The 26,112-nt window shown below is 67.0% G+C and carries 25 protein-coding genes; 12 read left to right on the forward strand and 13 right to left on the reverse strand.

The genetic code is table 11. From position 1 onward, the window contains the following. Window positions 1-322: 322 nt before the first annotated feature. The 4 genes from rplI to rpsF all read right to left on the reverse strand — a co-directional run bounded on the left by rplI (window position 323) and on the right by rpsF (window position 1,954). Entirely contained in the window at window positions 323-778 is a 456-nt protein-coding gene (rplI, locus tag ACFVJ3_RS06140) for a 50S ribosomal protein L9 (protein WP_073369752.1), read from the reverse strand. Between the two features lie 17 nt (window positions 779-795). Then, the gene (gene rpsR, locus ACFVJ3_RS06145) at window positions 796-1,038 is read right to left on the reverse strand and encodes a 30S ribosomal protein S18 (RefSeq protein WP_005249686.1); all 243 of its coding nucleotides are present in this window, start codon (window positions 1,036-1,038) and stop codon (window positions 796-798) included. A gap of 38 nt (window positions 1,039-1,076) precedes the next feature. Then, window positions 1,077-1,601 carry a single-stranded DNA-binding protein gene (locus tag ACFVJ3_RS06150; RefSeq protein WP_378451221.1) on the reverse strand — a complete coding sequence of 175 codons (525 nt, stop codon included), beginning with the start codon at window positions 1,599-1,601 and terminating at the stop codon, window positions 1,077-1,079. A 65-nt stretch (window positions 1,602-1,666) separates the two neighbouring features. After that, on the reverse strand, window positions 1,667-1,954 hold the full coding sequence (gene rpsF, locus ACFVJ3_RS06155; protein WP_005249677.1) for a 30S ribosomal protein S6: 288 nt from the start codon (window positions 1,952-1,954) through the stop codon (window positions 1,667-1,669). Window positions 1,955-2,115: 161 nt separating this feature from the next. Here rpsF and ACFVJ3_RS06160 point away from each other — a divergent pair, with 161 nt between their 5' ends. From ACFVJ3_RS06160 to ACFVJ3_RS06170, 3 genes are all read left to right on the forward strand, one after another. Continuing rightward, complete coding sequence (locus ACFVJ3_RS06160; protein WP_378451222.1) at window positions 2,116-2,337, forward strand: DUF2945 domain-containing protein; 222 nt, start codon at window positions 2,116-2,118, stop codon at window positions 2,335-2,337. 61 nt (window positions 2,338-2,398) lie between these two features. Next, the gene (locus ACFVJ3_RS06165; protein WP_378451223.1) at window positions 2,399-3,760 is read left to right on the forward strand and encodes a hypothetical protein; all 1,362 of its coding nucleotides are present in this window, start codon (window positions 2,399-2,401) and stop codon (window positions 3,758-3,760) included. Further along, window positions 3,757-4,341 (forward strand): GNAT family N-acetyltransferase, encoded by a 585-nt coding sequence (locus ACFVJ3_RS06170; RefSeq protein WP_378451224.1) that lies wholly within the window; start codon window positions 3,757-3,759, stop codon window positions 4,339-4,341. The genes ACFVJ3_RS06165 and ACFVJ3_RS06170 overlap by 4 nt, the downstream gene beginning before the upstream one ends. A 20-nt stretch (window positions 4,342-4,361) precedes the next feature. Here ACFVJ3_RS06170 and ACFVJ3_RS06175 read toward each other — a convergent pair whose 3' ends face one another. Both ACFVJ3_RS06175 and ACFVJ3_RS06180 read right to left on the reverse strand, forming a co-directional pair. Beyond that, complete coding sequence (locus tag ACFVJ3_RS06175; RefSeq protein WP_378451225.1) at window positions 4,362-5,306, reverse strand: alpha/beta hydrolase; 945 nt, start codon at window positions 5,304-5,306, stop codon at window positions 4,362-4,364. Between the two features lie 29 nt (window positions 5,307-5,335). Beyond that, entirely contained in the window at window positions 5,336-6,982 is a 1,647-nt protein-coding gene (locus ACFVJ3_RS06180; RefSeq protein ID WP_378451226.1) for a flavin-containing monooxygenase, read from the reverse strand. 222 nt (window positions 6,983-7,204) lie between these two features. Here ACFVJ3_RS06180 and ACFVJ3_RS06185 point away from each other — a divergent pair, with 222 nt between their 5' ends. Both ACFVJ3_RS06185 and ACFVJ3_RS06190 read left to right on the forward strand, forming a co-directional pair. Then, entirely contained in the window at window positions 7,205-9,499 is a 2,295-nt protein-coding gene (locus ACFVJ3_RS06185) for an ATP-binding protein (RefSeq protein WP_378451227.1), read from the forward strand. 111 nt (window positions 9,500-9,610) lie between these two features. Next, on the forward strand, window positions 9,611-9,898 hold the full coding sequence (locus ACFVJ3_RS06190) for a CD225/dispanin family protein (protein WP_095868663.1): 288 nt from the start codon (window positions 9,611-9,613) through the stop codon (window positions 9,896-9,898). On the opposite strand, the gene ACFVJ3_RS06195 is transcribed toward ACFVJ3_RS06190, so the two are convergent. From ACFVJ3_RS06195 to ACFVJ3_RS06205, 3 genes are all read right to left on the reverse strand, one after another. Further along, entirely contained in the window at window positions 9,895-11,514 is a 1,620-nt protein-coding gene (locus tag ACFVJ3_RS06195) for a glycosyltransferase family 87 protein (protein WP_378451228.1), read from the reverse strand. The two genes, ACFVJ3_RS06190 and ACFVJ3_RS06195, sit on opposite strands and share 4 nt — an antisense overlap. Window positions 11,515-11,536: 22 nt before the next feature. Next, window positions 11,537-13,813, reverse strand: coding sequence for a transglycosylase domain-containing protein (locus ACFVJ3_RS06200; protein ID WP_378451229.1), 2,277 nt, complete (start codon window positions 13,811-13,813; stop codon window positions 11,537-11,539). Between the two features lie 396 nt (window positions 13,814-14,209). Beyond that, entirely contained in the window at window positions 14,210-14,641 is a 432-nt protein-coding gene (locus ACFVJ3_RS06205; protein ID WP_029539769.1) for a DUF5318 domain-containing protein, read from the reverse strand. Window positions 14,642-14,729: 88 nt separating this feature from the next. Between ACFVJ3_RS06205 and ACFVJ3_RS06210 the strand changes: the two genes are divergently transcribed. The 7 genes from ACFVJ3_RS06210 to ACFVJ3_RS06240 all read left to right on the forward strand — a co-directional run bounded on the left by ACFVJ3_RS06210 (window position 14,730) and on the right by ACFVJ3_RS06240 (window position 21,547). Next, window positions 14,730-15,584, forward strand: a complete 855-nt coding sequence (locus ACFVJ3_RS06210) for a DUF1707 domain-containing protein (protein WP_378451230.1) — start codon at window positions 14,730-14,732, stop codon at window positions 15,582-15,584. 25 nt (window positions 15,585-15,609) lie between these two features. Next, window positions 15,610-16,434, forward strand: coding sequence for a DUF1707 domain-containing protein (locus tag ACFVJ3_RS06215; RefSeq protein ID WP_378451231.1), 825 nt, complete (start codon window positions 15,610-15,612; stop codon window positions 16,432-16,434). A gap of 7 nt (window positions 16,435-16,441) precedes the next feature. After that, complete coding sequence (locus ACFVJ3_RS06220; RefSeq protein WP_378451232.1) at window positions 16,442-17,233, forward strand: DUF1707 domain-containing protein; 792 nt, start codon at window positions 16,442-16,444, stop codon at window positions 17,231-17,233. A 209-nt stretch (window positions 17,234-17,442) separates the two neighbouring features. Further along, the gene (locus ACFVJ3_RS06225; RefSeq protein WP_005264441.1) at window positions 17,443-18,000 is read left to right on the forward strand and encodes a PadR family transcriptional regulator; all 558 of its coding nucleotides are present in this window, start codon (window positions 17,443-17,445) and stop codon (window positions 17,998-18,000) included. Then, the gene (locus ACFVJ3_RS06230; protein ID WP_378451233.1) at window positions 17,993-19,075 is read left to right on the forward strand and encodes an inositol-3-phosphate synthase; all 1,083 of its coding nucleotides are present in this window, start codon (window positions 17,993-17,995) and stop codon (window positions 19,073-19,075) included. The genes ACFVJ3_RS06225 and ACFVJ3_RS06230 overlap by 8 nt, the downstream gene beginning before the upstream one ends. 136 nt (window positions 19,076-19,211) lie before the next feature. Beyond that, a complete protein-coding gene (locus ACFVJ3_RS06235) occupies window positions 19,212-20,507 on the forward strand; it encodes a hypothetical protein (RefSeq protein ID WP_378451234.1) in 1,296 nt (431 codons plus the stop codon). Between the two features lie 266 nt (window positions 20,508-20,773). Then, a complete protein-coding gene (locus ACFVJ3_RS06240; RefSeq protein WP_378451235.1) occupies window positions 20,774-21,547 on the forward strand; it encodes a DUF4352 domain-containing protein in 774 nt (257 codons plus the stop codon). Window positions 21,548-21,609: 62 nt separating this feature from the next. Here the strand turns inward: ACFVJ3_RS06240 and ACFVJ3_RS06245 are convergent, their stop codons facing one another. The 4 genes from ACFVJ3_RS06245 to ACFVJ3_RS06260 all read right to left on the reverse strand — a co-directional run bounded on the left by ACFVJ3_RS06245 (window position 21,610) and on the right by ACFVJ3_RS06260 (window position 26,102). After that, a complete protein-coding gene (locus tag ACFVJ3_RS06245; protein ID WP_378451236.1) occupies window positions 21,610-23,829 on the reverse strand; it encodes a transglycosylase domain-containing protein in 2,220 nt (739 codons plus the stop codon). Between the two features lie 132 nt (window positions 23,830-23,961). Then, on the reverse strand, window positions 23,962-24,153 hold the full coding sequence (locus ACFVJ3_RS06250) for a hypothetical protein (RefSeq protein ID WP_378451237.1): 192 nt from the start codon (window positions 24,151-24,153) through the stop codon (window positions 23,962-23,964). Between the two features lie 9 nt (window positions 24,154-24,162). Continuing rightward, window positions 24,163-25,056 (reverse strand): carbohydrate ABC transporter permease, encoded by an 894-nt coding sequence (locus ACFVJ3_RS06255; protein WP_378451238.1) that lies wholly within the window; start codon window positions 25,054-25,056, stop codon window positions 24,163-24,165. Further along, a complete protein-coding gene (locus tag ACFVJ3_RS06260) occupies window positions 25,053-26,102 on the reverse strand; it encodes a carbohydrate ABC transporter permease (protein ID WP_378451239.1) in 1,050 nt (349 codons plus the stop codon). The genes ACFVJ3_RS06255 and ACFVJ3_RS06260 overlap by 4 nt, the downstream gene beginning before the upstream one ends. Between the last annotated feature and the right edge of the window lie 10 nt (window positions 26,103-26,112).

Raw genomic sequence — 26,112 nt, forward strand, 5'->3', positions numbered from 1 at the left:
AGGATAAGTACATATCACAATCCCAAAGACCCAGATCAGAGCCGTTTTTTGGTTTCTCACCACTGTGGATGAAAACCCGTTCGGCGTGTCTTTCGCGTTGACGACTCGGGCGTGTTGAGTTGGTCGCCCCTGCGTGGCAATATGATTCACCTCACAGATCGTCGGCGGGGCGGCTAACTTCCAGACACAGCTGGAAGCCGCTCCTCTACGTGCTTCACACCCGTGAAAAGCAGGCTCGAGAGGGCGGCTGGAAGCCGGAATCGACAAGCACAGACCCCCCACACGCCGAAGCGTCCGGGGGGCCTGTGAGTAAACGAGTCGACTAGGCGCCGACGACGTTCAGGTGGAACTTCGCAACCACGTCGGGGTGCAGGTTCACGACGATGGCGTGCTTGCCGGTCGCCTTGATGTGAGCCTTCGGCAGCTCCAGGCTGCGCTTGTCGACGACGGGTCCACCGGCGGCCTTGATGGCACCGGCGACATCGGCGGCGGTAACCGAACCGAAGAGCTTGCCCGAGTCACCAGCGGTCTTGACCGACAGCGAGATGCTCTCGAGGCCCTCGATGGCGTCCTTGAGCTCCTTGGCGTGGTCGAGACCGCGCACGGCGCGGGCTTCCTGCGCACGACGGATGCCCTCGACCTGCTTCTCGGCGCCACGGGTGGCGACGATGGCCAGGCCGCGGGGCAGCAGGTAGTTGCGGCCAAAGCCGTCCTTGACCTCGACGGTGTCGCCAGGCGCACCGAGGTTGTCCACGTCAGCGGTGAGGATGAGCTTCATGTCTTTCCTCCCTTTCCTTAGCGAGCCACGGTGGCGTAAGGCAGCAACGCCACCTCACGTGAGTTCTTGACGGCAATGGCAACGTCACGCTGGTGCTGGACGCAGTTGCCGGTGACACGGCGCGCGCGGATCTTGCCGCGGTCGCTGACGTACTTACGCAGAAGCGTCGTGTCCTTGTAGTTGATCTGCGTGTTCTTCTCTTTGCAGAAGATGCAGATCTTCTTCTTCATTACCTTGTCGCGCAAGGGCGGCTTCGGCATTAGTTTGCTCTTTTCTGGATGTTCCGATCAGGTACGGATCAGAACGGGGGTTCGTCGCTCCCACCACCAGAGCCTCCGAAGGAGCCGGACGCCTGCGGCGCGCTGCCCCACGGATCATCTCCGCCGGTGTTGGTGGATTGCGGACGTCCGCCGCCCGATCCGCCGGAGGAACCGAAGCCACCGCCGCTGCCGCCACCACGGTTGGCCTTGTTGACCTTGGCCGTGGCGTACCTCAGCGAGGGGCCGATCTCGTCGACCTCGAGCTCGACGACAGTGCGCTTTTCACCTTCACGAGTTTCGTAGGAGCGCTGCTTGAGCCGGCCGCTCACGATCACTCGCGAGCCACGGGTCAAGCTCTCCGCGACGTTCTCGGCTGCCTCGCGCCAGATGTTGCAACGCAGAAACAGCGCTTCGCCGTCTTTCCATTCATTGGTCTGACGGTCGAAGCTGCGGGGCGTGGACGCGACAGTGAAGTTCGCGACCGCGGCACCCGCGGGGGTGAATCGAAGCTCCGGATCAGCCGTCAAGTTTCCGATGACGGTGATGACGGTGTCGCCTGCCATATGGTTCCTCCTGCAGAATGTGGAGTTCGGTTGGGCACGAGCCTAGGGCTGGTGACCGACAGAAATCACTTGTTGTGGCGCAGAACCTTCGTACGCAGCACCGACTCGTTCAGACCGAGCTGACGGTCGAGCTCTGCGACGGTGGCGGGAGTAGCGCTGATGTCGATCACCGCGTAGATGCCTTCGCTGTGCTTCAGGATCTCGTAGGCGAGACGACGCTTACCCCAGACATCGACCTTGTCGATCTTGCCGCCGTCCTGGCGAACAACATTGAGGAACGTATCCAGCGAAGGAGCAACAGTGCGCTCGTCCAGGCTGGGGTCAAGGATGACCATCAATTCGTAATGACGCATAAGACCTCATCACCTCCTATGGACTAGTGAAAACGGCCACGGACTGTCCGTGGCAGGAGGGTCGTTGCGTCAGCAACCTTTGCAGGTTACACGACGAGCCCCTGACCAGCGAAATCAGGCCGACCGGTGTGATCGCGGGAATTGCGGGGTACGCCGACACGATGGCAGAAGAGAAGAAATTCCGACAGGGCGACGAGGTGGAGTGGAAGACCCACGGCACCACCACGTCAGGGACGGTCGAGGAGAAGATCACCGAGGACACCGAGGCGGCGGGCCGCACGGTACGGGCGTCCGAGGACGACCCGCAGTACCGCGTCGTCAGCGGCAAGAGCGGGCGGGACGCCGTCCACAAACCCGACGCCCTGCGCCGGGCGAGCGACTGACCGCCGCACCCTCGGCGTTTCCGCGTCGCACGCGAAGCCCCGCGCACCCTAATGTGGATTCATGCATATCGGAGCTCGGCAGCGGTCGCCGATCACGGCGCTCGTCGTCGGGTTGGCGGGCCTCTCCATGCTCGCCGGCTACCTACAGAAGGCGCGGTGCGCCGGGGCGCCGTTCGACGGCGTCGGGCGAAGCCTGATCTTCGACCGCATCAAGGACACGCAGGTCTGCTACTCCGACATCCAGTTCCTGTGGCTCGGACGCGACGTCAACCTGCACGTCTTCCCGTACGTCACCGGAGGGATCAACGCCGACGGCATCCTGACCGGCGGCACCGTGGAGTACCCGGTGCTGAGCGGTGTGCTGATGTGGCTCGGCGGCATCGGTTCACACACCGACGCCGACTTCCTGCTGCACTCGGCGCTGATCCTCGCCCCGTTCGGCCTGCTCACGGCGTGGATGCTGGGACGCCTGGCCGGCTGGTGGGCGCTGTTGTGGTCGGTCACTCCGCCGCTGGTGCTGTACGCGTTCCACAATTGGGAACTGCCGGTGGTCGCGACGTCGGTGGCCGCGATCTTCGTGATGACGTTCGAACGCATTCCCCTCCGCGCCCGGGCCGTCCTCGCGGCGGTGCTCCTCGCCGTCGGCTTCTGCCTGAAGGTGTATCCGGGTGCGTTCGTGCTGCCGCTGATCGCCTACGTCCTCACCCGGAACGGCACCGCGGGGCGGCGCTACGACGTGCGCGGCGCGGTGATGGTCGCGGTGGCCGCGATCACCACCGTCGTGGCGGTGAACCTGCCGTTCGCCCTCATCTCCTACAGCGGATGGCGGGCGTCGTTCACGTTCCAGGAGAAGCGTCAGGCCGACCTCACCACCAACTCCATTTGGTACTGGGGCCTGCGACCGCTGTTCGGGCCGGTCGCCGACGACGTCCCGCTCCCCGCGTACGACCAGACGGTGAGCCTGCTGTCGCCGCTCCTCGTGTGCGCCGCGTTCGCGATCGCCCTGCGGCTCGGCTGGCTGCGGTTCCAACGCGACGGCGCCTACCCGTGGATCGCCGTCAGCGCCGCGATGCTCTGCGGATTCCTGCTGCTGCACAAGGTGCATTCGCCGCAGTACACGTTGTGGCTCATCCCGTTCTTCGTCCTGCTGCGCGTCCCGTGGGGACTCGTTGCGGCGTATCTGGTGGCCGACCTGTCGATGGGGATCGGCGTCTTCAAGTACTTCGGCGCCCTCGCCGCCCAGACCGACGCGTCGACGTTCGAGGTTTTGGTGAAGTTCGGTGTCTGGGGCCGCGCGGGACTGCTGGTGGTGCTGTTCTTCGTGTTCCTGCGCGCAACCCTCCGGCATCCGCCCGTCCGCGGGCGCACCGGTCCCGAGTCCGGCCGGAGGCCGGTGCTGAAATCTCCCGAGCCGGTGCGATGAGCGAATCCTGGTTCGCACACCCCACGCTGACCGGACGGCACGTACGACTCGAACCACTGGGCGAGGACCACGTCGACGGCCTGCTGGACGCGGTCGACGACCCCCGCATCTTCCACTGGACGTCCGCCGCAATCGCCGACCGCGACGATGCGGTTGCCTTCGTCCGCACCGCCGACGAGGAGCCGACTCGCCTCGCGTACGCGCAGATCGACGTCACCACCGAGAGGATCGTCGGCTCGACGTCGCTGTATCTGATCGACCCGAAGAACCGCAGCCTCGCGATCGGGCACACCTGGTTGTCCCGTTCCGCGCAGGGAACGCTCGTCAATGCGGAGTCGAAACTGCTGTTGCTGCGGCGGGCGTTCGAAGACCTCGGCGCGGTCCGTGTCGAATGGCACACCGACGAGCGCAACGCCCATTCCCGCGGCGCCATCGCGAAGCTGGGGGCCGAGTTCGAGGGAATCCTGCGCAAGCATCGACGTCGCCGCGACGGGACCTGGCGTAACACCGCACTGTTCTCGATGATCGACGAGGAGTGGCCGCGCATCTGCCCCCGACTCGAGGCACGAGTCGAGGGCTGACACGGTCACGTCACGTCACGTCACGCGACGGGAGCGGTGGCCGTCACCCGCTTCACGAACTCGATGACCGCCGAGCGCATTTCGGCACTGCGCGGAACCGCCCCGGACATCCAGAACGCGCCGTGGATCAGACCGTCGAAGCGGATCGCCTCGGTGTCGACCCCGGCCTGCCGCAGCGACTCGGCGTACGCCTCCGCCTCGTCGCGGGCCACCTCGTTCTCGGTGGTGAGCACGAGGGTCGGCGGCAGACCCGCGAGGCTCGCGGCGCGACTCGGAACGGCGTACGGGTGTTCCGAGTCCTCGGGCGACGACAGGTAGTTGTCCCAGAACCAGTCGAGGTCCCCGGCGCCGATCACGTATCCCTCGGCGAACTCCGCCTTGGACGGGAAGTCGGCGTTCGGATCGATCACCGGGTAGATCAGCACCTGCCCCCGCAGCCGCGGTCCGCCCTCGTCCCGGGCCCGCAGTGCGGTGACGGCGGCCAGGTTGCCGCCGGCGCTGTCACCCGTGACGACGACATTGCCGGGATCACCGCCGTAACTTTCGACGTTGTCGGCCACCCACTGCAGCGCTGCGGACGCGTCGTCGGCGGCGGCCGGGAACCGGTGTTCCGGTGCGCGGCGGTACGTCGCGGCGACGACGATCGCGCCGGCGCCGTTCGCGACCGCCCGCGCCGGTTCGTCGACGACGTCGAGGTCTCCTGCGACGAACCCACCGCCGTGGAAGTACAGGACCACCGGGTGCGGGGCGGGCCCCTCGGGCACGTAGACCCGCAGCGCGATCTGCGCTCCGCCGCTCTCGTAGTGCGCGTCTTCCACCCGGGCGACGGGTTCGGGCGGCGCCTGCAGCCCGGTGAACGTCGCCACGACCGCCCGCACCTCCTCCACCGTGCTGTGCTCGAAAGCCTTCAGCCCCTGCGTCTGTAGTCCGGCAATCAGTTCTGCTGCGTGTACGTCGAGTGCCATGTCGGTCTCCTTGGTCGGGGGGTTCGGGGTCAGGACACGGTGGAGGCCACGCGGGCCTCCGCCCTGGTGAGCGCGAAACCGGAGTAGCCGCCTGCCACCACCTCGTCGCACGTCGCCCGGTAGGTGGGGGCGCCGCCGAGGTAGACCATGCAGGCACGAGGCTTGCCGGGAATGTTCGCGCCCATGTACCACGAGTTCGTCTCCGGCAGCAGGGTCTGGTTGGCGATGTCGTTGGTCAAAGCACCCCAATCGCTTTCGGCCTGCGCGGTGGGCTCGATGACGTCGAGGTCGCGGCGGTCCAGGTAGTCGATCGCGTCGGTCGCGAAGTCGACGTGGTCCTCGATGGCGAGGGGCATGTTGTAGAGCACCGACGGCGACTGCGGTCCGGTGATGAGGAACAGGTTCGGGAACTCGTTGACCATGATGCCGAGGTAGGTCCTGGGTCCGTGCTCCCACTTCTCGGCCAGCGGCAGACCGCCGCGACCGCGGATGTCCATGGCCATCAGCGGACCGGTCATCGCGTCGAATCCGGTTGCGAGGACGATGGTGTCGACCTCATAGACGCGGTCACCGACCCGGACCCCGGTCTCGGTGATCTCGTCGATCGGCGTGGACTTCACGTCGACGACACTCACCGAGTCGCGGTTGAACGCCTCGTAGTAGTTGGTCTCGAGCGGGGGACGCTTGGTGCCGTACGCGTAGCCCGTCGGCGCCAGCGTCGCGGCCTTCGCCGGGTCCTGCACCCGCTCGTGGATCCGATCGCGGATGTAGTCGGCGATCGTGTCGTTGGCCTTCTTGTCGAACAGGATGTCCTGGTAAGAGTCGATGAACAACCGGAACCCGCCGGCGTTCCAACGCTCGTCGAACGTGCGGCGGCGCTCCTCGGCGTCGACGGCGAGCGCGGACGGCTGCACCTGAGTGAACGGCACGCCGAGGAAGTGGTTGCGGGCCGCGGTCCGCACGTCCGCGTAGTTGCTCTTGATGTCCGCCACTTCGTTCGGGTCGATCGGACCGTTGCCGAGAGGGGTCGCGAAGTTGGGGGTGCGCTGGAAGACCACCAGTTCGGCGGCGTCCTCGGCGATGAACGGGATGGCCTGGATGCCGCTGGCCCCGGTCCCGATCACCGCCACGCGCTTGCCGGTGAAGTCGGCGCCCTCACGCGGCCAGTTGCCGGTGAGCAGCACCTCCCCGCGGAAGTTGTCGATACCGCCGAACTCCGGCGTCTTCGGCACCGACAGGTTGCCCGCCCCCGAGATGAAGTACCGGCTGCGCACGACGGCGCCGTCGTCGGTGCGGACCGTCCACACCGAGTTCTCGTCGTCCCAGTGCACACCGACCACGCGGGTGTCGAACGTGATGTCCTTGCGCAGGTCGAAGCGGTCGGCGACGTGTTCGAGGTAGCGGAGGATCTCCGGCTGTCCGGCGAACCGCTCACTCCACTGCCATTCCTGCTGCAGATCCTCGTCGAACGAGTACGAGTAGTGGACGCTCTCGATGTCGCAGCGGGCCCCCGGATAGCGATTCCAGAACCAGGTGCCGCCCACGTCCGAGCCGGCTTCGAACACCCGCGTCGACAGCTTCATCGTGTCGCGCAGCTTGCGCAGCGCGTAGAGGCCGGCGAACCCGGCACCCACGACGACGACATCGACGTCGGCAGAAGAAATGGTCTTTGACATGGCGTTGAGCTCCTCGGGACGATGGGTTCCGGCTGGAGTCGAGCGGGCAACCGGGGTATGCCAACGACAATGGCCCACGTCACATCACCCCCACACCGGGTAAAACACCCCCTCGGTTACCTGTGTTGTCCGTCACATCCAGTGGGGGTAGGTTCGTGCCCACCTGGCCAAACCGGACACGGGAGAGATCCACTGACTCGCTCGAGAGAACTCACGAGGTCGATGACCAGCTTCGTCGGCCGACGCCGCGAGATCGAGGAAGCCCGCGCACGACTGCAACAGTCCCGGCTCGTGTCGCTGCTCGGTCCCGGCGGCGTGGGCAAGACGCGGCTGGCCGAGGAACTCGCGGTCCGCTCCGCACGCGCCTTCCGCGACTCCGTCCGGTGGATCGACCTTGCGCCGGTCCGCGATCCCGACGCGCTGCCCTCCGCGGCCGCGGCCGCCCTCGGCGTCACCGACCAGTCGAGCCGTGCGGTGATGGACAAGGTGATCGACCAGCTGCAGTCCCGGCACCTGCTGATCGTCCTCGACAACTGCGAGCACCTACTCTCCGCCGCAAGCGAATTCGTCGGCACCGTCCTCACCTCGGCGCCGGAGGTCCGGATCCTCACCACGAGTCGCGAACCACTCGGGATCGCCGGCGAATTCACGTACCTCCTCCCGCCGCTGAGCACTCCGGGTGACATCGAGGACTGCCGCGCCGCGGACATCGCCCCGTTCGAATCGGTGTCGTTGCTCGTCGAGCGCGCGCAGGGCGTCGTCGCCGACTTCCGCCTCACCGACGCGAACGCCCCCGCCATCGCGCAATTGTGCAACCAGCTCGACGGGATCCCGCTCGCCATCGAACTCGCCGCGGCCCGGTTGCGGTCGCTGTCCGCGTCACAGCTCGTCGAACGCCTCGACCAGCGTTTCGCACTCCTCACCGGCGGTGACCGGGCGGCGATGCCCCGTCAGCAGACGCTGCGCGCCCTCATCGACTGGAGTTACGAACTGTGCTCGGACACCGAGCGGTTGCTGTGGTCCCGGCTCGCCGTGTTCCCCGGAAGCTTCGATCTCGAAGCCGCGGAGGCGATCAGCGGGTTCGGTGCGCTGTCGGACTCACCGGTCATCGACGTCCTCGATCGGCTGGTCGGAAAATGTCTTGTCACCGTCGACCGTTCGACCGAGCGACTTCGGTACTCGCAACTGATGACGGTGCGTGAGTACGGGCACGAACTCCTCGAACTGAGCGGGGAGCGCGACGAGCTGTACCGGCGACATCTCGAGCACTATTCGGAGCGCGCCCGCCGGTCGTCGCTCGACTGGTGCGGGCCAGGACAATCCGAGACCCTCGCGGGGCTGCGGATCGACCACGCCAATCTCGTGGCCGCCCTGGACTGGGCCCTGCACGACGACACACAACGGGCCGGGGCCGCGGAACTGGCCGTCGCCCTGCGATACCACTGGATCGCAGGCGGCAACCTGTCCGACGGGCGGATCCGGCTCGAGCGGATACTGCTGCGGCTCACCGAACCCACCCGGGAGCGGGGCGACGTGCTGTGGGTGACCGCGTGGACCGCGCTGATCCAGGGCGACCGTGACGCCGCGCGCGAACACCTCGACGAATGCACGGCGATCGCGACGGCGCTCGGTGACGAACGCCTGCGGGCGCACGCCGATCACTGGGCGGCGATCCACGCCATGTTCTCCGGTCGCCCCGGCGACGCCATCGTGTTGTTCCGTGACGCCATCGCCGTCCACCGCGCCGTCGGCGACACGGCATCGGTGCTGACCGCGTCGTTCGAGTTGGGCATGGCGCAGACCTACGACGGCCGGCTCGACGACGCCCTCGCGACGTGCCGCGACGTGATCGCGGTGGCGGACGTGCACGGCGAGAAATGGAACAAGGCCTACGCCCTGTGGGTTTCGAGCGTCGCGTACTTCCACCTGGGCCGGGGCGACGACGCCGTCGATGCCGCACAGCAGGCGCTGCGGATCCAACGCGACTTCAAGGACAAGATCTGCACGGCCCTGTCGATCGAGGTGCTGTCGTGGGTGGCCACGTCGAGCGGCGACGCGAACGCGGCGGCGAGACTGTGCGGCGCCGCGAAGGGTGTGTGGCATCGGCTCGGCACGTCTGTCGCGGCCTTCGGCCCGCAGATCACCGACGACTCCCTGACGTCGGAGCACGACGCCGCCCGCATGGTCGGGCCCGCCGAGTTCGCCCAGCTGGCAACGCCTGCGGTCCGGCTCACCATCGACCAGGCCGTCGACCTCGCACTGGGAACTCCCACCGAGCACAGGGCGCCACCCCGCGCCGAGGCGTCGCCGCTCACCAAACGGGAACAGGAGATCGCCGGGCTGCTCGCCGAGGGCCTCAGCAATCGGCAGATAGCCGAGGCGTTGGTGATCTCGCGGCGCACCGTCGACGGACACGTCGAGCACATCTTCGACAAGCTGGCCGTCAGCTCCCGCACGCAGGTGGCGGCGTGGGTCGCAGCCCGGTCACATCCACCCGTCCTGGAGACCGGCCGATAACCGGTGCGTAACCGCCGGCTGCGCGAAAGGCACTGCACAGTCGGGAATCTCGACGGTCTATACTCCACCTCGTCGCCCACGGTCGTGGGCTCCACCACGGGGAGGCAACGCATGACGTCGCAGCAGCAGGACACCTCGGCGGACCACAGCGGGCCGCTGGCACCGCCGCCCGCCAGCAGTCTGCCGCTCGCCATTCTTGCGATCGTCGCGTTCGTGCCGTTCGGCATCGTCGCACTTCTGCGCTCGCTCACCGTCCACCGACTATGGGAGCGGGGCGAGTACGACCTGTCGGTGCGCGCCGCCGCCGACGCCCGACAGTGGTCGATCCGCGCGATCGCCCTCGGCCTGTCGATCGCGGTGTTCGCGGTCGGGGCGGCGCTGGTGCTGTCGAAGCCCTAACCGCTTGCCGGCGAAACGCTGTGAGCGGCAGCAGCTTCTACCGGCGGTCGCGGGCGTAACCAGGCAGGCAGCCACCGCGGTTGCGCATCGAGCGCCTGGTCGAGCACGCCGCCCGCCGGATCGTCGATGAAGCCGTACCGCACGAGGTCCTCGTCGGGCCGGTAGATCTGGCGGATGATGAGCGCGCAGATGACCACGACCGCGACGTCGCGGACCACCACCGCTGCGGTGAACCACTGCTCGGGGAGTCCCTTGTCGGCCACTCCGAGGTAGTAGAACATCCGCGGCACCCACACCAGTGCGTCGATCGTCATCCAGGCCAGCAGGATCCGCCGGTGCGGGAACGCGAGCACGGCCAGCGGCACCAGCCACAGCGAATACTGCGGGCTCCACACCTTGTTGGTGAGGAGGAAACCCGCGACCAGCAGGAAACACAGTTGGGTCAGCCGCGGCCGTTTCGGCGCCGTCAGCGCGATGTACCCGATCCCGGCGCACACGAGGGCGAACAGCAGGAACGACACCGCGTTGAGCACGGTGGGCGCCTGCCCGGCCGACAGGATGCCGTCGAATCCGGTCCAGCCGGTGAACGACGAGATGACGTTGTAGACGGAATCCGGGTCGGCGCCGCGTTCGGAGTTGAGCCGGAAGAATTCGGCCCACCCCCGTGGGAACAGCAGGGCGATCGGCAGATTGACCGCCAGCCACGCGCCGACACCGGTCATCGCCGTCACCGACCACTCGCGGACCTTGCCCGTGCGCAGGCACAGCACCAGCAGAGGTCCGAGGAGCAGCAGCGGATACAGCTTGGCGGCACCACCGAGGCCGAGCAGGATCCCGGCGAGCACCGGCCGTTTCCGCGACCACGCCAGAAGCCCACCCGCAGCGAAAGCCGTTGCGAGGGGATCGAAATTCGTGAACACATGCACGATCACCAGCGGGGACGCGGCGATCAGCGCGGCGTCCCAGACACGGCGTCCGGCCAGAAGCGCACTCGCCCAGACGGTGACCAGCCAGGCCAGTGCCAGACCCAGCGCGACGACGTTGAAATAGATCGCGACCTGCAGCGCACCGGGCAGCCAGTGCACCGCATCCCACGACTTCGCGATCGTCATCGCGCCGTACTGATAAAGCCCGGAGATCACCGGGTACTCCATGTAGCGGCGCTGGAGCTGGCCGTTGCCGGCGTCCTCCTCCCACCACTTCTTGTAGGGGAAGGCGCCCTCGTTCAACCGTTCCGCCCCGTACAGGGGCACCGTGTCCGAGTAGCACATGGCGACGTACTGCCGGCTGCCACTCCAGTCGAGCCCGAGCGCGCCGTTCTCGCCGACCGGCGCCTGCTGGATGCACGGCGCCTTCGCGAACCAGCCGAGCGCGAGAAACACGATCGCCAGCAACAGAATGACGCGCATCGGCGTGAAGAACCGGCTACGCCCCACGACCGCATGCCGTCCGACCGGACCGCCGATCACTCCGGAGAGGTCGGCGGTCAGCGGGTCGGTGCGCCCGGGAAGGTCCCGCCAATCCGCGGAGCGCCGATCCTTCGCCAGCGGCGCGGGCGAGACGAATCGCGTCTCGCCCGCGTCTCGGACGGCGTGCGCGTCAGGGTTGTCGGCCACTCCGCGAGGCTACCGGTCGCCGTTAACGGGCCGGAACCTGCTGCTGGCCGTTGCCGTTACCGGCGTTCGGCGGCGTCGTCGTCTCCGGTTCCGCCGGCACTGCCGGGGCCGCCGTGGTCGGCCTCGGTGCCAGACCCGGAATCGGAATGGTGATCCCGGGCAGGATCTCCACCGGCGACGGCGTCACGATCACCGGCGGCACAAGCTCCGTCGGCAACTGGAACGTGCTCGTCGGCGGCGCCGACGTCTTGGTCGGTGCCGGCGCCGAATAGGCCGGGATACCCGACTGGCCACCGATCGCACCCGGCTTCGGGAACTTCTCGACGTCGGTGCCCTCGAGGGCGCCGTCCATCGTGTCCTTCCAGATGTCGGAAGGCAGACCGGAACCGTAGATCATCGCGCCGCCGCTGTTCTCCAGCGCCTGACCGTCGGTGGTGCCCACCCAGACCGCCGTGGACAGCGAAGGCGTGTACCCGACCATCCAGGCGTCCTTGTTCTTCCCGGTGTCGCCGAGCTGCGCGGTACCCGTCTTGGCTGCCGACGGGCGTCCGCCCGCCAGGTTGTGGCCGCGCGAGTACCCGGCGATGGGCTCCATCGCCGACGTCACGTTGTCGGCGACGTCCTTGTCGATGCGGTCCTCGCCGGTGTCGCCGCCGCGGTCGAGCAGCACCGTTCCGTCCGCGCTCACGACCTTCTGCACGAAGTGCGGGGCGTGGTACGTACCCGAGGCGGCCAGCGTGGCGTACGACGACGCCATGTCGAGGACCCGCGACTGGTACTGGCCGAGCACGATGCCGTTGTTCGGACCATTGCCGTCCGGCTCGGTCAGCGAAGCACCGACGCCGGGGATCTCCTTCGGGATGCCCGCCTTGTGGGCCATGTCGGCGATCGCCTGCGGTCCACCGTCGAGTTCGAGTTCCTGACGATAGAAGCTGGTGTTCAGCGAACGCTTCAGCGCCTCGGCGATGGTGCAGGTGCCGCAGCCCTCACCCTCGACGTTGCTGATGGTGATGCCGTTGACCGTCAGCTCCGAGCTGTCGTACATCTGCGACAGCGGGATGCCCTGGTCGAGTGCCGCGGCGAGACCGAACACCTTGAACGACGAACCGGTCTGCAGTCCGGCGTTCGCGAAGTCGTAACCACCGCCGTCCTCGCCGCCGTAGTACGCACGCACCGCGCCGGTCTTCGGATCGACCGACACGACACCGGTACGCAGGTTCTCCGGCTCACCCTCCATGTTGGAGCGGGCCGAATCCACCGCCGCCGCCTGGGCGACCGGGTCGATCGTCGTGGTGATCTCGAGGCCCTCGGTGTTGAGCAGCTGCTCGCTGATCCCCGCCTCACCCAGCTCCCGCAGAACCTGGTTCTTGATCAGGCCCTCCGGTCCGGAGTCCTGGTTGCCGTTGTCGACCTGCGCGATCGGCACGTACGGCGGGTACTGCATCACCGACCGGGCCGACTGCTCGAGCGTTCCCGCCGACACCATGCCGTCGAGCACATAGTTCCAGCGCGCCTGCGCACCCTCCGGGTTGGTCTCCGGATCGAGCAGCGACGGCAGCTGGATCGACGACGCCAGCACCGCGCTCTCCTCGACCGTCAACTGGTCGACGGGCTTGTTGAAATACGCCTTCGACGCGGCCGCGATGCCGTACGCACCACGCCCGAAGTAGATGGTGTTCAGGTACGCGGCGAGGATGTCGTCCTTGGACCACTCGCGGGCCATCTTCGACGAGATGACGAGTTCCTTCATCTTTCGCGTCAGCGAACGCTCGGAACCGACCATCGTCTTCTTCACGTACTGCTGCGTGATGGTCGAGCCACCGCCGGCACTGTCCTTGCCCAGGACGTTGTCGCGGGCGGCACGCGCGAAACCACCGATCGAGAAGCCGGGGTTCGAGTAGAAGTCCCGGTCCTCGGCAGCGAGCACCGCGTCACGGGTGTGCTTCGGGATCTGGTCGAGCGTCACCTCGGTGCGGTTGCCCTCCGGCGGCACGACCTTGCTGAGCACCGACGTTCCGTCGGACGCGTAGATCGTGGCCACCTGGTTGGTCTTGAGGTCGCCGGGGCGCGGAACGTCCTGGACGACGTACGCCGCCATGAACAGCAGGATCGGGATGATCAGGCCCATCGCGACGCACGCGTACGCCGTCCGGCGAACGATCTTCCACCGCGACTTCTTCGCAGGTGTCTTCTTGCCACCCTTCGGCGGTTCGCCACCGCGGCCGCCGCCGGTCTTGCGACCGTTCGACGGCGGAGGCCCCGGCGGGCGCCCACCGGGTCCCGACTGGTTGCGTGCCACCGCGGGCGCGCCGACAGGACGTCCGGGCGGCGGGCCCGGACGACGCGGCGGGGGACCCGGCGGACGGCCACCGCCCTGCGGCGGCGGACCGGGACGACGAGGCGGCGGGCCGGGGGGACGGCCACCACCCTGCGGGGGCGGGGGCGGCATCCGTCGCGGCGGCATGCCGCCCGATTGCGGCGGGGGCCCACCCGCAGGCTGTCCGCCGCGGGGTGGTGGACCTCCGGGGCGCCCCTGTGGCGGGGGGCCACTCGGTCGTCTCGGTCCGTTCGGTCGATCACCCGGGGCGTTGCTGCGGGGGGAACTCACGTACAAATCTCCAGTGGTTGTGGACCGGCTTCAGTCCTGCGTTACGTCTGTGGGCACTCTTCTGCCCGCGTCCGTGTTCGGGCGTGTCTACTCGCTCGCGGTACGACGGCTCGGAGGCCGCGGCCGTGGCGACGACCGCCTGGGCCGTTTCGGTTCGGGCACGGTACCGAGAACATAGGACTGGACCAAATGGTTCCAGCTGCATGTCCGGCACACCTCGACCACGTGAACCGAGAACTCCTCCTGAGTGGACGCGAGACGCACCAGCTCCTCGGCCGTACGAGCCGAACCCGACACCGGGCCCAACTTGTCACCGAAGACCCAGGAGACCAGAGTCAACTGCTCCTTACGGCAGATCGGGCACACCACGTCACTGCCCTTGCCGTGGAACTTTGCGGCACGAAGCAGGTAGGGGCTGGCGTCACACACCTCCGTGACACCCGTCCTGCCCGAGTAGACCTCGGCCAGGAGAGACCGGCGCTGAAGCGCATAGTCCACCACCTGCCGCTGTATCCGCACGGAGACCAGAGTACGTGCGTCGCGTCTGGAGAGAAGGGGTCGGTCGAGTGACGCTGGTCAAACACGGTTGCCGCACTACGATGCCGGTGTGGCCTCAGGACCGTCCTCGCAGACTCGCGCACGTGACCTCGATCGGGTCAACGCATGCAGCCAGCTCGACGCCGCCTACGCCGACGGGCAACTGGGCGCCGACGAGTACCACGACCGCACCGCTCAGGCCATGTCGGCGAAGACCCTCGCCGAGCTGAACCTGCTGATCAGCGACCTGCAGCTGCCGTCGTCGATCACCGCTCAGGCACCTGTCCGGGCATCGGGATCACCCCGCCGGGCACTGCGGATCGCGATCGCGTGCGGGGCCGTGATCGCGGTCGGCGCGATCGGTCTCGCGCTCACCGAGCAGGACGGTCCGGACCCCGTCACCCCACCGGTCCCGGTGCAGGTCGAGAAGCCCCTTGTCCAGCCGGAGGTCGAGGTGCCCGCGGTGGAGCCGATCATCGTGGGCCAGGCGCAGCCCCTCACCCAGGACGGGATCTACGCCCTCTTCGAGCAGTACCGGCAGAAGTTCGGCGACCTCACCGTCCACGAACTGGGGTTGTACGACAAGTACGCGATCCTGTCGCGGACCGCCCCGGACGCGCCCGACAAGGTCGACCGGTACGACTTCCGCGGCGGGTTCAAGACGTCGGGCATCCGCACGCAACGCCTTCCCGGAACCGGTGAGGTCGACCTCGCTCAGGTCGACGTCCCCGCACTCGTCGCGCTCATCGCCGACGCACCGCGGCTGGTCGGAGTCCCGGACGGCACCATCGGGCACGTTCTCCTCGCCGACGGCGGCAAGGGACCGACGATCAACGTGTACGTCTACGACAAGCAACAGACCGGTGGGGGCTACCTGCGGGCGACGGTCGGCGGAGACGTATGGCAGGTGAACCCAGCGAGTTAGGGCTTGTCTCCCCTAAGATCCTCCCGTGGCCAGCCGATACCCACCGAACACGCGGGCACGCGACATCGATCGAGCCAACACGTCCGCACTGGTCGACGCCGCGTTCGGCGACGGCCAGATCGACGACGCGGAACACCGCGCGATGTCCGACCTCGCCGCGGAGGCGCGCACCCTCGCCGACCTCGAGGTCCTGGTCAGCGACCTGCAACGACCCGCCGACGCACCACCGGACGCACGTCCCCCACGCGACACCGCCAAGCACTGGTTCCCGGCCGCCGTCGCCGTCGCCGCAATCGTGGCGGCCGTCGGCGCCTTCACGCTCGTCGACAGCGACGACGCGCAGGCCACCGTGACGCCCGTCGCGCAGCAGGTCGATTTCGATTCCGTCGAACCGCTGGTCGTCGCGACACCTAATCCCGTCACCCCCGAGGGCATGAAGCTGTTCCTCGACCGGTACCGCGCCAAGTTCGGCGACCTGATCGTCGACGACCTCACGCTCTACGAGGGCGGCCACGCGAGTATGGAACGCGCGCTACCCCTCGAACCGAACCGGATGGTGAGCTACGACTACCGCGGGGGGTTCACGCCGTCGGGAACCCCGACCACCCGGAAGGTCGACACACCAGTGTTCGACCTGTCGACGCTGAACCTCGACAAGATCGGCGGAACGGTCGTGGGCGCCCCGGTGAGCCTCAACGTCCCCGACGGAGAAGTCAGCCACATCTCGTTCGAGGCCGACGACGACGGCCCCACCGTGTCGATCTACGTGACCAACGAGTTCAGCGAGAGCGGACACATGGAACTCGCCCCGTCCGGTGAGCCACTGAGCGTCTATCCCTTCGGCCGATAGGACGCAGATGCCCAGGACCACACTCGCCGGTATCCGCGCCCGCGACTCCGACCGCGCCGACGCCTGCGGAATGCTCGACGCCGCACTCGCCGACGGGCAACTGTCCGCGGAGGAACACGCCTCCCGCACCTCCACGGCGATGCGGGCGAAGACGTTCGACGAACTCGACCGCCTCGTCGGGGACCTCCAGATCCCCAGTCGGCTCGCGGCCAGCCCCGTCGTGTCCCCGCGACGCCGCCGATCGTCGCGACGATGGGTGTACGCCGCGGTCCTCGTGGTCGCCGCGGCCGCCGTGGGCGGCATCGCCGGAGCCGTCGTGAACAGCGACATCGGCCCGTCGAAGTCGGTGCCGAACCTGACCACCGGCGCCGGCCTGCACTTCTTCCTCGACGAATACCGCGCCGAATACGGCGACACCGTCGCCGACGAACTCGGCCTCTACCCCGCCCACGCCGTCTTCGACCGGCCGTCCACCGGCAACGCCCGGCAATCCGACTCCTACCTCTACGACGGCGAATTCGACGACTGGGGCGGCTCCTCCACCCGATCCGACGACGAGAAGTCCTTCGACCTCGGCACCGTCGACCAGGTCGCGATCGCAGGACTGCTCGCCGGAGCACCCGAAACCCTGCGCGTCCCCGACGGCGCGGTGGAGATCGTCTCCTTCCGGTACGAACCCGGGTCCGACGACGGACCGCCGGCCATCTCCATCCACGTCGAGAACGCCGCCGGCCACACCGGACACATGGTCGTCGGATTCGACGGCGAACCGTTCGACATCTACCCGTACGAGGGCTGAGCGTCCGTCGCGCCCGTCGCCCGATGTGACATCCGTTCGGTCAGACGGCACCGCTGCGACATTCGGCGACACAGCCGGCCGCCCGGACCTCCGTTAACAACCTGTGACGGCTTGTCTCATGTATCGAGCGGGCGTATCGTCCTATATATCGGTGCGATATAGTTTTGAATCGCATCACACGGTTAGGTCGGGCGACTCAGGGGGTGGACGTGCTCGAATTGGCAATTCTCGGGCTGCTCCACGAGTCACCCATGCACGGATACGAGCTGCGCAAACGGTTGACGGGGCTGCTGGGTGCATTTCGCGCCTTTTCCTACGGTTCCCTCTACCCGACGCTTCGACGCATGCAGGCAGACGGTTTGATCGCCGAGGACGCAGGCCCTCCGGGGACCGTCAAGCGTCGCGCCCGCCGCGTCTATCAGCTCACGCCGATCGGCAAGGAGCGGTTCAAGGAACTGGTCGCCGACACGGGTCCGCAGAACTACACCGATGACGGATTCGGCGTTCATCTCGCCTTCTTCAGCCGCACTCCCGCAGAGGCGCGGATGCGGATTCTCGAAGGCAGACGACGCCAGGTCGAGGAGCGCCGGGAGGCACTTCGCGACGCGATCGGAAAAGCGAGCGGCACGCTGGATCGCTACACCAAGCAGCTCCACCAGCTCGGTCTCGAATCCAGCGAGCGTGAAGTGCGCTGGCTCAACGAGCTGATCGCCGCCGAGCAATCGACAGCAACACCTAAGAAAAAAGGAGAACCCGACCATGGGTGAGAACAGCACCGCGGTGCGCGTGGCCATTGTGGGCGTGGGGAACTGTGCCTCGTCCTTGGTTCAGGGCGTGCAGTACTACAAGGATGCCGACGAGACGGCGACCGTTCCCGGCCTCATGCACGTCAAGTTCGGCAAGTACCACGTGCGCGACGTCCAGTTCGTCGCCGCGTTCGACGTCGACGCCAAGAAGGTCGGATTCGACCTCTCCGAGGCCATCTTCGCCAGCGAGAACAACACCATCAAGATCGCCGACGTCCCGCCGGCCGACGTTCCGGTGTTGCGCGGGCCCACCCTCGACGGCATCGGCAAGTACTACGCCGAGACCATCGAGATCTCCGAGGCCGAGCCCGTCGACGTCGTCAAGGCTCTGAAGGACGCCAAGGTCGACGTCCTGGTCTCGTACCTGCCCGTGGGTTCCGAGAACGCCGACAAGTTCTACGCCCAGTGCGCCATCGACGCGGATGTCGCGTTCGTCAACGCCCTGCCCGTGTTCATCGCCTCCGACCCCGAGTGGGCTGCGAAGTTCAAGGACGCCGGCGTCCCGATCGTCGGTGACGACATCAAGTCGCAGGTCGGTGCCACCATCACCCACCGCGTGATGGCGAAGCTCTTCGAAGACCGCGGCGTGCAGCTCGACCGCACCATGCAGCTGAATGTCGGCGGCAACATGGACTTCAAGAACATGCTCGAGCGTGATCGCCTGGAGTCGAAGAAGATCTCCAAGACGCAGGCCGTGACGTCGAACCTGACCCGCGACCTCGGTCCGGGCAACGTGCACATCGGCCCGTCGGATCACGTCGGCTGGCTCGACGACCGCAAGTGGGCGTACGTCCGCCTCGAGGGTCGCGCCTTCGGTGACGTTCCACTGAACCTGGAGTACAAGCTCGAGGTCTGGGACTCCCCGAACTCGGCCGGCATCATCATCGACGCCGTCCGCGCAGCCAAGATCGCCAAGGACCGCGGCATCGGCGGACCCGTCTACCCGGCGTCCGCGTACCTGATGAAGTCCCCGCCGGTCCAGATGGCGGACGACAAGGCTCGCACCGAGCTCGAGGCGTTCATCATCGACGCGTAACCCACCGCGCAGCACTATCGGGCGAATGCACCTTTCGTCGTCTTCACGGCGATGAAAGGTGCATTCGCCTTTGTGTTCGATTTCTTGTCAGACCCTCCCTCTACGGTGACACCCAGGATTCATCGAGGGAGGCGTGATGTCCGACAACACTTTCGATCGAGAGATCGACGACGCCTGGACCGAGCTCCAGGACCGTCTGACCGGGTACGTGCACGCGATGGAGGACGACGACGAACTGGTGCTGCAGTCGCAGTACGACAGCGTCGACGACGGCCTCGTCGAGACCGCCGCGTGCGTGCGGTTCTTCGCCTGGGCCGGCGACAAGGTGCGGTGCGAGGTGCCGTCCAACCGCTTCCTGCACCCGGCGCGCGCGCTCACCGAGGAGGAGCACGATCGGCTGATCGAGCTCGGCTGGAACCGCCCCGACCTGTGCGAGCACGTCGACGAGGGCAACGGTTCCGCGTCGTACTACCTCGACGCCGACCGCGAGGACGCCCACCTGCTGGCGTCGATGACGGTCACCGTGTTCCGGGAGATCTGGGACCTTCTGCATCCCTCGTTCCTGAAGGCGATCACCGGTGGGCGGGGCGAGACCCCGGAGTTCGGTACCGCTGATGTCCCGGCCCAGCTGCGCGACGGTGCCGGATTGCGCGACCGTGTCGATGCCGCGGTCGAATCCATGCTCGAGCAGGAGCCGGGCAAGGACGCGGACGGCGACATCCTCGTCTGGGTCGGCGACCTTCCCACGTATGTGCGGGTGATCGAGGAGGACGCTCGCGTCGAGGTGTTCGCCCGCGTGGTCCACACGATCAGCGATCGCACGCGCACCGCGGAGGCGCTCGCCGACCTCAATCGCCAATGGTCCGACATCAAGTTCCTGCTCATCGTCGACAACGTGGTCGCCGTCATGCGCGTCGACGGGTCACCGTTCGTGGCGGATCACCTGGTGTCGGTGTTCCGGATGTTCGAGCATTTCGTGGACACCGTCGACGACGCGTTCGCCGAAAGGCTCGGTGGCAAACTCAATTCCACTCCCGAAGCCACCTCCTCGTACGCCGAGCACGAATGCGAGGACGAGTTTCCCGCAGCCCTCGTGACGCTGATCCACCTCGATTCCGAGAGCGGGCTCGATCCCGACGACGTGGCGGAGATCTGCGGACGCGACCGCGACACCATCCTCGAGTTCCTCCGGCTCTGTTCCGAGCAGGAGATCGAGTGGCGCCACAACGCGGAACTCGCCCGCGAGGAGGAGCCCGAAGAGGCCGACATGTGCGAGGACGAGGCGAGGGCCTGGGCCAAGACCAAGGAAAGCCTCCGCGCCGCGCTGCGGGCCGTGGTGCTGCCGAACCGTAGCCGGAACCAGCGAGGGCCTCAGGGCGGGTTGTTCGAACTCCCTTCGGAGCCGAAGCTTTTCGACGGATTCACCGACTGAGCTCCAGCTCGACGGGGCGGCGGATTTCCATTCGCCACGTGTTTCCGCCCAGTTGATTTGAAGGATCGTCACAACAACCCCCGGCTCCCCGAGGGACCACGCCCGATTCGGGACCAAATACCCTCTCCACGAATGTCATTCAGTCAACCGACAGGATATCTGTTACATCCGGTTTGTCTGGTACAAGTACTGTGCCACGCCTTAGACAACCCCTTCGGTAGGTTCGAGCAATAGGCGGGCGAACCACGCCTAATCTAAGGAAACACATGACCTACCCGCCTCAGCCGCCCTACGACCCGCGCCAAGCGCAGCCGCAGCAGCAGTTCCCTCAAGCACAACAGCCCGCCCACGGTCAGAATCCCCAACAAGCCTATGGCCAGACTCCGCCACCGCCCTACGGCCCGCCTCCCGGCTACCAGCCCCTGGCTACGCCTCCACAAGGACCGAAGAAAACGAAGATGTGGCCGTGGATCGTTGGCATTATTGTCGCGATCATCGTGATCTCGAGCCTCGCAAACGGCGGCGAGAAGGAGGAAAGCTCTTCCGCGAGTTCGACAACGCAGGCGATCACACCGATCGCCGAAGCAGATGCAGGGTCTGCTGCTGCGCCCACTGTCATCCCGGCGGTGCAAGAGCCCACAGCTGGAATCGGTGCCGAGGTTCATGACGGAAAGTTCGCGTTCGTCGTCACCGGCATCGAGACCGGCCTGTCCTCGATCGGTGACAACCCGTATCTCGCGGAGGACGCGGACGGCCAGTTCATACTGGTTCACGTCAACGTCACCAACATCTCTGGCAAGCCGCAGAGCTACTTCGGGTCGAATCAGACGTTGGTCGACGTTTTGGGCCGGGAGTTCACGAACAACACCATGGCAGCCATCAATGTCGACGCCGAGAACGCGATCGGCGGCGATATCAATCCGGGAATCACCAAGTCGGTGACCATCGTCTTCGACATTCCGGTCGACGCCACCCCGAAGGCAATCGAAGTGCACGACTCGATGTTCTCCGGCGGTGCAACCATCTCGCTGACGCAGTAGTCGGCTCGACCCGTGACCGTGCCCCCTCCTGAGCAAGATGGGGACACGGCGCTTCCCGTCGGCTAACCCGGCAGCGGGATGATGACGCCCGGCAGGATTTCGATCTGGGTCGGCGCCGGGACTGGTGCGGGCACCGGCGGAACGGGCGGGACCGGGACGGCCGGGGGCGGAACCTCGACGGGCGCGGGAGTGGGCGCGCCGGGCGGCGGGACAACCCCGCTGGTGCCGGTTCCCGTTCCGTCGCCGCTGGTTTGACCGGTCCACGTGGGCACACCGGCTTGGCCGCCGATCGGGTCGGGCCACGGGAAGTCTTCCCAATCGGTGTCATCGAGGGCGCCGTCCATCGTGTCTTTCCAGATGTCGGACGGCAGACCCGAACCGTAGACCAGCCCACCCCAGCTGTTGTTGATGGCGGTCGCATCGGCCTTGCCGATCCACACCGCTGTCGACAGCGACGGCGTGTAACCGACCATCCAGGCGTCCTTGTTCTCACCGGTGTCCCCGAGCTGCGCCGTCCCGGTCTTCGCCGCGGACGGGCGTCCCCCGGCCAGCGCGTGGCCCCGCGAGTAGGAGGCGATCGGCATCAGTGCCTGACTGATGTTGTCGGCCACCGCGGCATCGAGCCGGCGCTCACCCGGGCTGGGTGCGCGGTCCAGGAGCACGACGCCGTCGGCGGTCACGACCCGCTGCACGAAATACGGCTGGTGATAGATGCCCGACGCCGCGAGTGTCGCGTACGCGGACGCCATGTCGATCGGCCGCGACAGGTACTGGCCGAGGACGATGCCGCCCTCGGGTTCGCCGCCGTTCTCGCTGAGCGTCTTGCCCTGCACCCCGGGAACGAACTCCGGGATCCCCGCCTTGTGGGCGGCGTCGGCGATGGCCTGCGGACCGTTGTCCAGCAACATCATCAACCGGTAGAAGCTCGTGTTCAGCGACCGCTTCGTCGCCTCCGCGATGGTGCAGGTGCCGCAGGACTCGCCCTCGACATTCCCGATCTGCACGGTGCCGACGGTCAGCGGTGCACTGCTGAAGCGGGCGGAGAGGGGGATGCCCTGCTCCAGCGCCGCGGCCAGGCCGAACACCTTGAACGATGACCCGGTCTGTAACGGCGCCTGGGCGTAGTCGAAGCCGGCGCCGTCCTCGCCGCCGTAGTACGTGCGCACACCGCCGGTGCGGGGGTCGATGGACACGACCGCGGTCCGCAGCCCCGGATCCTCACCTTCGAGGTTGTCGTGGACGGCGTCGATCGCGGATTGCTGCGCCCGCGGGTCGATCGTGGTGGTGATCTGCAGCCCCTCGGTGTTGAGGGTCTGCTCGGAGATCCCCGCATCCGACAACTCGCGCAGCACCTGGTTGCGGATCAGGCCGTCGGGACCCGGCGCGGAGTTGGCGTCGGTGGGCCGGTTGGACGGCGCGGTGACCGGGAATTCCGCCGCACTGCGGTCCTGCTGACTGAGCACACCCATCGCGACCATGCCGTCGAGGACGTAGTTCCAGCGCGCCTGCAGCTGGTCGAGGTTGGCCTCGGGGTCGAGGTAGGACGGGCTCTGGATCACGGATGCGAGCACCGCACCCTCGGCCACCGACAGGTCGCCGACCGGTTTGTCGAAGTAGGCGCGCGACGCCGCCTCGATGCCGTACGCGCCGCGCCCGAAGTAGATGGTGTTCAGGTAGGCGGCGAGAATCTCGTCCTTGGACCACTCGCGAGCCATCTTGGTGGAGATCACGAGTTCGCGCATCTTGCGGTACACGTTGCGGTCCGCGCCGACCAGCACGTTCTTGACGTACTGCTGCGTGATCGTCGACCCGCCGCCCGCGCTTTCCTTGCCGAGGACGTTGTCGCGGGCGGCACGCATGAACCCGGTGACGGAGAAGCCGGGGTTGGAGTAGAAGTTGCGGTCCTCCGCCGACAGGACGGCGTCGCGGATGTGCTGGGGAATGGCGTCGAGCGCGATCTCGGTGCGGTTGCCCTCCGGCGGGATCACCTTGGTCAGCTCGGTGGTGCCGTCGGCAGCGAAGACGGTGGCCACCTGGTTGGTCTTCATGTCCGACGGGCGCGGGATCTCGGCGCGGACGTAACTGACCAGGAACGCGACAAAGGGGACGACCAGCAGCAATGCGATCACGACCAGGCTCACGCGGCGGACCGTGCGCCACCGGTTGCGCTTCTTCGTCCCGTCCGGTGATGGAGTGCTCGTGTCAGCCGAACCGTCGTCTACGGGCGGTGTGGCCCCCGGATCGGGGGCATGATTGCCCGTCTCGTCGTTGCCAGAGCTCACTTACACACTCCCGGTCAGTTATCCGGTCACGGAGGATCATCGCACCCACCCGTACGTATGTTATGTGAACGGCCTCCAGTGTGACGCGCGCCGCGCTAACGCTCAGCAAATATCCATACCGACCGTACTGTTTCAGCGCACCCGATTTCGGGCGACGATCGCCAGCGCCGACAGCACCAGGCAACCGAGCAACACCACCGCGGGGGTGACGCCGGGGTCGCCGCGGACGACCTCGACGACCGCGGCGATGAACGCCATCACCGTGAAGAACCCGAGGATGCCGATCAAAACCTCGAGCCGCTGCCGCTTCGCCACCGGATGCACGACCGGCCCCTAACTCTTCACGCCGCCGGCCGTCAGGCCCGACACGATGCGACGCTGGAACAGCAGCACCATGATCACCAGCGGAATGGTGACGATCGTGCCCGCCGCCATGATCGCCGCGTACGGCACGACGTGCGGGTCGTTGCCGGAGAACCGGGCGATCGCGACCGTGACCGGTTCGGTGGCGTCGCTGGAGAGTTGGCTGGCGAGCAGGTACTCGTTGACGGTCGCGATGAACGCGAGGATGGCGGTGGTGAACAGGGCGGGCGCCGCGAGCGGCAACATCACCAGACGGAACGCCTGACCGCGGCTGGCGCCGTCGATGCGGGCTGCCTCCTCGAGCTCCCAGGGGAGTTCCTTGAAGAACGACGTCAGCGTGTAGATGGTGAGCGGCAGGACGAACGAGATGTTCGGGATGATCATCGCCTGGTAGGTGCCGATCCAGCCGATGTTCGTGAACAGCTGGAACAGCGGAGTGACGAGGGCGACGACGGGGAACATCGACGCGCCGAGCACGATGCCGACCACCACGTACTTGAACCGGAACTCGATGCGGGCCAGCGCGTAGGCGGTGAAGATGCCGACGGCGAGGGCGACGACGGTGGTGATTCCGCCGATGATCATGCTGTTGACGACGGCCCGGGTGAAGTTGTTGCCGCTGCTCGTCGACAGTGCGTTCTGGAAGTTCTCGAGCGTGAGGTGGGTGGGCCAGGGTGTGGTGTCGAACGTGTAGTCGGGGTCGCGGAACGCCGTCACGATCATCCAGTAGAACGGTGCGAGCCCCCAGACGAGGATGATCGCGACACCGATGTAGATGCGGGAGTTCTTGAAAGCGAACCGCTTCGGACGGTTGCGGGGGACGGGCCTGCTCGGGAGTTCGAGCTCCGGGGCGCGATGGGTCACGGCTTCGGCCCCTTTCGCTGGGCTTCCTGAGTCTCGACGGCGTTGGCGCCGAGGAACTTCACGAGGACGAACGCCACCGCGAAGATCAGGAGGAACGTGATGGTGGAAAGTGCGGACGCGCTGTTGAACCCTTGCCGCACCTGGTCGACCACGAGGATCGACACCGTCGTGGTGGCGGGGTTGCCGCCGGTCAGGATGGCGGGCAGGTCGTACATGCGCAGGGCGTCCATCGTGCGGAACAGGATCGCGACCATCAGCGCCGGCTTCACCAGCGGGAGCGTGATCTGCCGGAACCGCTGCCACGCGGAGGCGCCGTCGACCCGCGCCGCCTCGTACACGTCCTGCGGGATCATCTGCAGTCCGGCGAGGATCAGCAGGGCCATGAAGGGGGTGGTCTTCCAGACGTCCGAGATGATCACCGCGAATCGGGCGGGCCAGGCGTCCGACGTCCACAGGATCTCGGTGCCGAGGAGGCGGTTGGCGATGCCGTCGTAGGCGAAGATGAAGTACCAGAGCTTGGCGGTGACCGCGGTCGGGATGGCCCACGGGATCAAGACCGCCGCACGCAGCAGGGCGCGGCCCTTGAACGTCTTGCCCATGATGATCGCCATCCACAGGCCGATCGCGACCTCGAGGCCCACCGTGACGACGGTGAAGAACGCTGTGTTCCCGACGGCCGACCAGAACTGCGAGCCGAGCGTGCCGGGCGGGCACGCCACCGCCACGCCGCTCGGGGAGGTGCACTGCTGCAGAATCCAGTGCGTGTAGTTGGTGAACCCGGCCCAGCCGCCCTCGACGAACATGCCGGTCGTCGGATCGAGTCCCGCGTCCTTCTGGAACGACATCACCACTGCCCGGATCACCGGGTAGCCGATGACGACGGCCAGCACAGCCAGCGTCGGGACGACGAACAGCCACGCGCGGCGACTGCTCAGCCCAAAGCGCCGCCTGCTCTCGCTCTTCTCACGCGAACCGCGGCCGGGGTCGGAATCCCCGGCCGCGGGACGGGCCGGCGCTCCACTGGTGGTCCCAGTCGGAACGGCCATGTTCACTCCT

The organism is Rhodococcus sp. NPDC127593 (assembly GCF_042671975.1).
Lineage (GTDB): Bacteria > Actinomycetota > Actinomycetes > Mycobacteriales > Mycobacteriaceae > Rhodococcus_F.

Excerpts from the sequence above, each read along its gene's own strand:
- rplI (WP_073369752.1), bottom strand. The coding sequence starts at position 778 with ATGAAGCTCATCCTCACCGCTGACGTGGACAACCTCGGTGCGCCTGGC.
- rpsR (WP_005249686.1), bottom strand. The coding sequence starts at position 1,038 with ATGCCGAAGCCGCCCTTGCGCGACAAGGTAATGAAGAAGAAGATCTGC.
- ACFVJ3_RS06150 (WP_378451221.1), bottom strand. The coding sequence starts at position 1,601 with ATGGCAGGCGACACCGTCATCACCGTCATCGGAAACTTGACGGCTGAT.
- rpsF (WP_005249677.1), bottom strand. The coding sequence starts at position 1,954 with ATGCGTCATTACGAATTGATGGTCATCCTTGACCCCAGCCTGGACGAG.
- ACFVJ3_RS06160 (WP_378451222.1), top strand. The coding sequence starts at position 2,116 with ATGGCAGAAGAGAAGAAATTCCGACAGGGCGACGAGGTGGAGTGGAAG.
- ACFVJ3_RS06165 (WP_378451223.1), top strand. The coding sequence starts at position 2,399 with ATGCATATCGGAGCTCGGCAGCGGTCGCCGATCACGGCGCTCGTCGTC.
- ACFVJ3_RS06170 (WP_378451224.1), top strand. The coding sequence starts at position 3,757 with ATGAGCGAATCCTGGTTCGCACACCCCACGCTGACCGGACGGCACGTA.
- ACFVJ3_RS06175 (WP_378451225.1), bottom strand. The coding sequence starts at position 5,306 with ATGGCACTCGACGTACACGCAGCAGAACTGATTGCCGGACTACAGACG.
- ACFVJ3_RS06180 (WP_378451226.1), bottom strand. The coding sequence starts at position 6,982 with ATGTCAAAGACCATTTCTTCTGCCGACGTCGATGTCGTCGTCGTGGGT.
- ACFVJ3_RS06185 (WP_378451227.1), top strand. The coding sequence starts at position 7,205 with ATGACCAGCTTCGTCGGCCGACGCCGCGAGATCGAGGAAGCCCGCGCA.
- ACFVJ3_RS06190 (WP_095868663.1), top strand. The coding sequence starts at position 9,611 with ATGACGTCGCAGCAGCAGGACACCTCGGCGGACCACAGCGGGCCGCTG.
- ACFVJ3_RS06220 (WP_378451232.1), top strand. The coding sequence starts at position 16,442 with ATGCCCAGGACCACACTCGCCGGTATCCGCGCCCGCGACTCCGACCGC.
- ACFVJ3_RS06230 (WP_378451233.1), top strand. The coding sequence starts at position 17,993 with ATGGGTGAGAACAGCACCGCGGTGCGCGTGGCCATTGTGGGCGTGGGG.
- ACFVJ3_RS06235 (WP_378451234.1), top strand. The coding sequence starts at position 19,212 with ATGTCCGACAACACTTTCGATCGAGAGATCGACGACGCCTGGACCGAG.
- ACFVJ3_RS06240 (WP_378451235.1), top strand. The coding sequence starts at position 20,774 with ATGACCTACCCGCCTCAGCCGCCCTACGACCCGCGCCAAGCGCAGCCG.
- ACFVJ3_RS06260 (WP_378451239.1), bottom strand. The coding sequence starts at position 26,102 with ATGGCCGTTCCGACTGGGACCACCAGTGGAGCGCCGGCCCGTCCCGCG.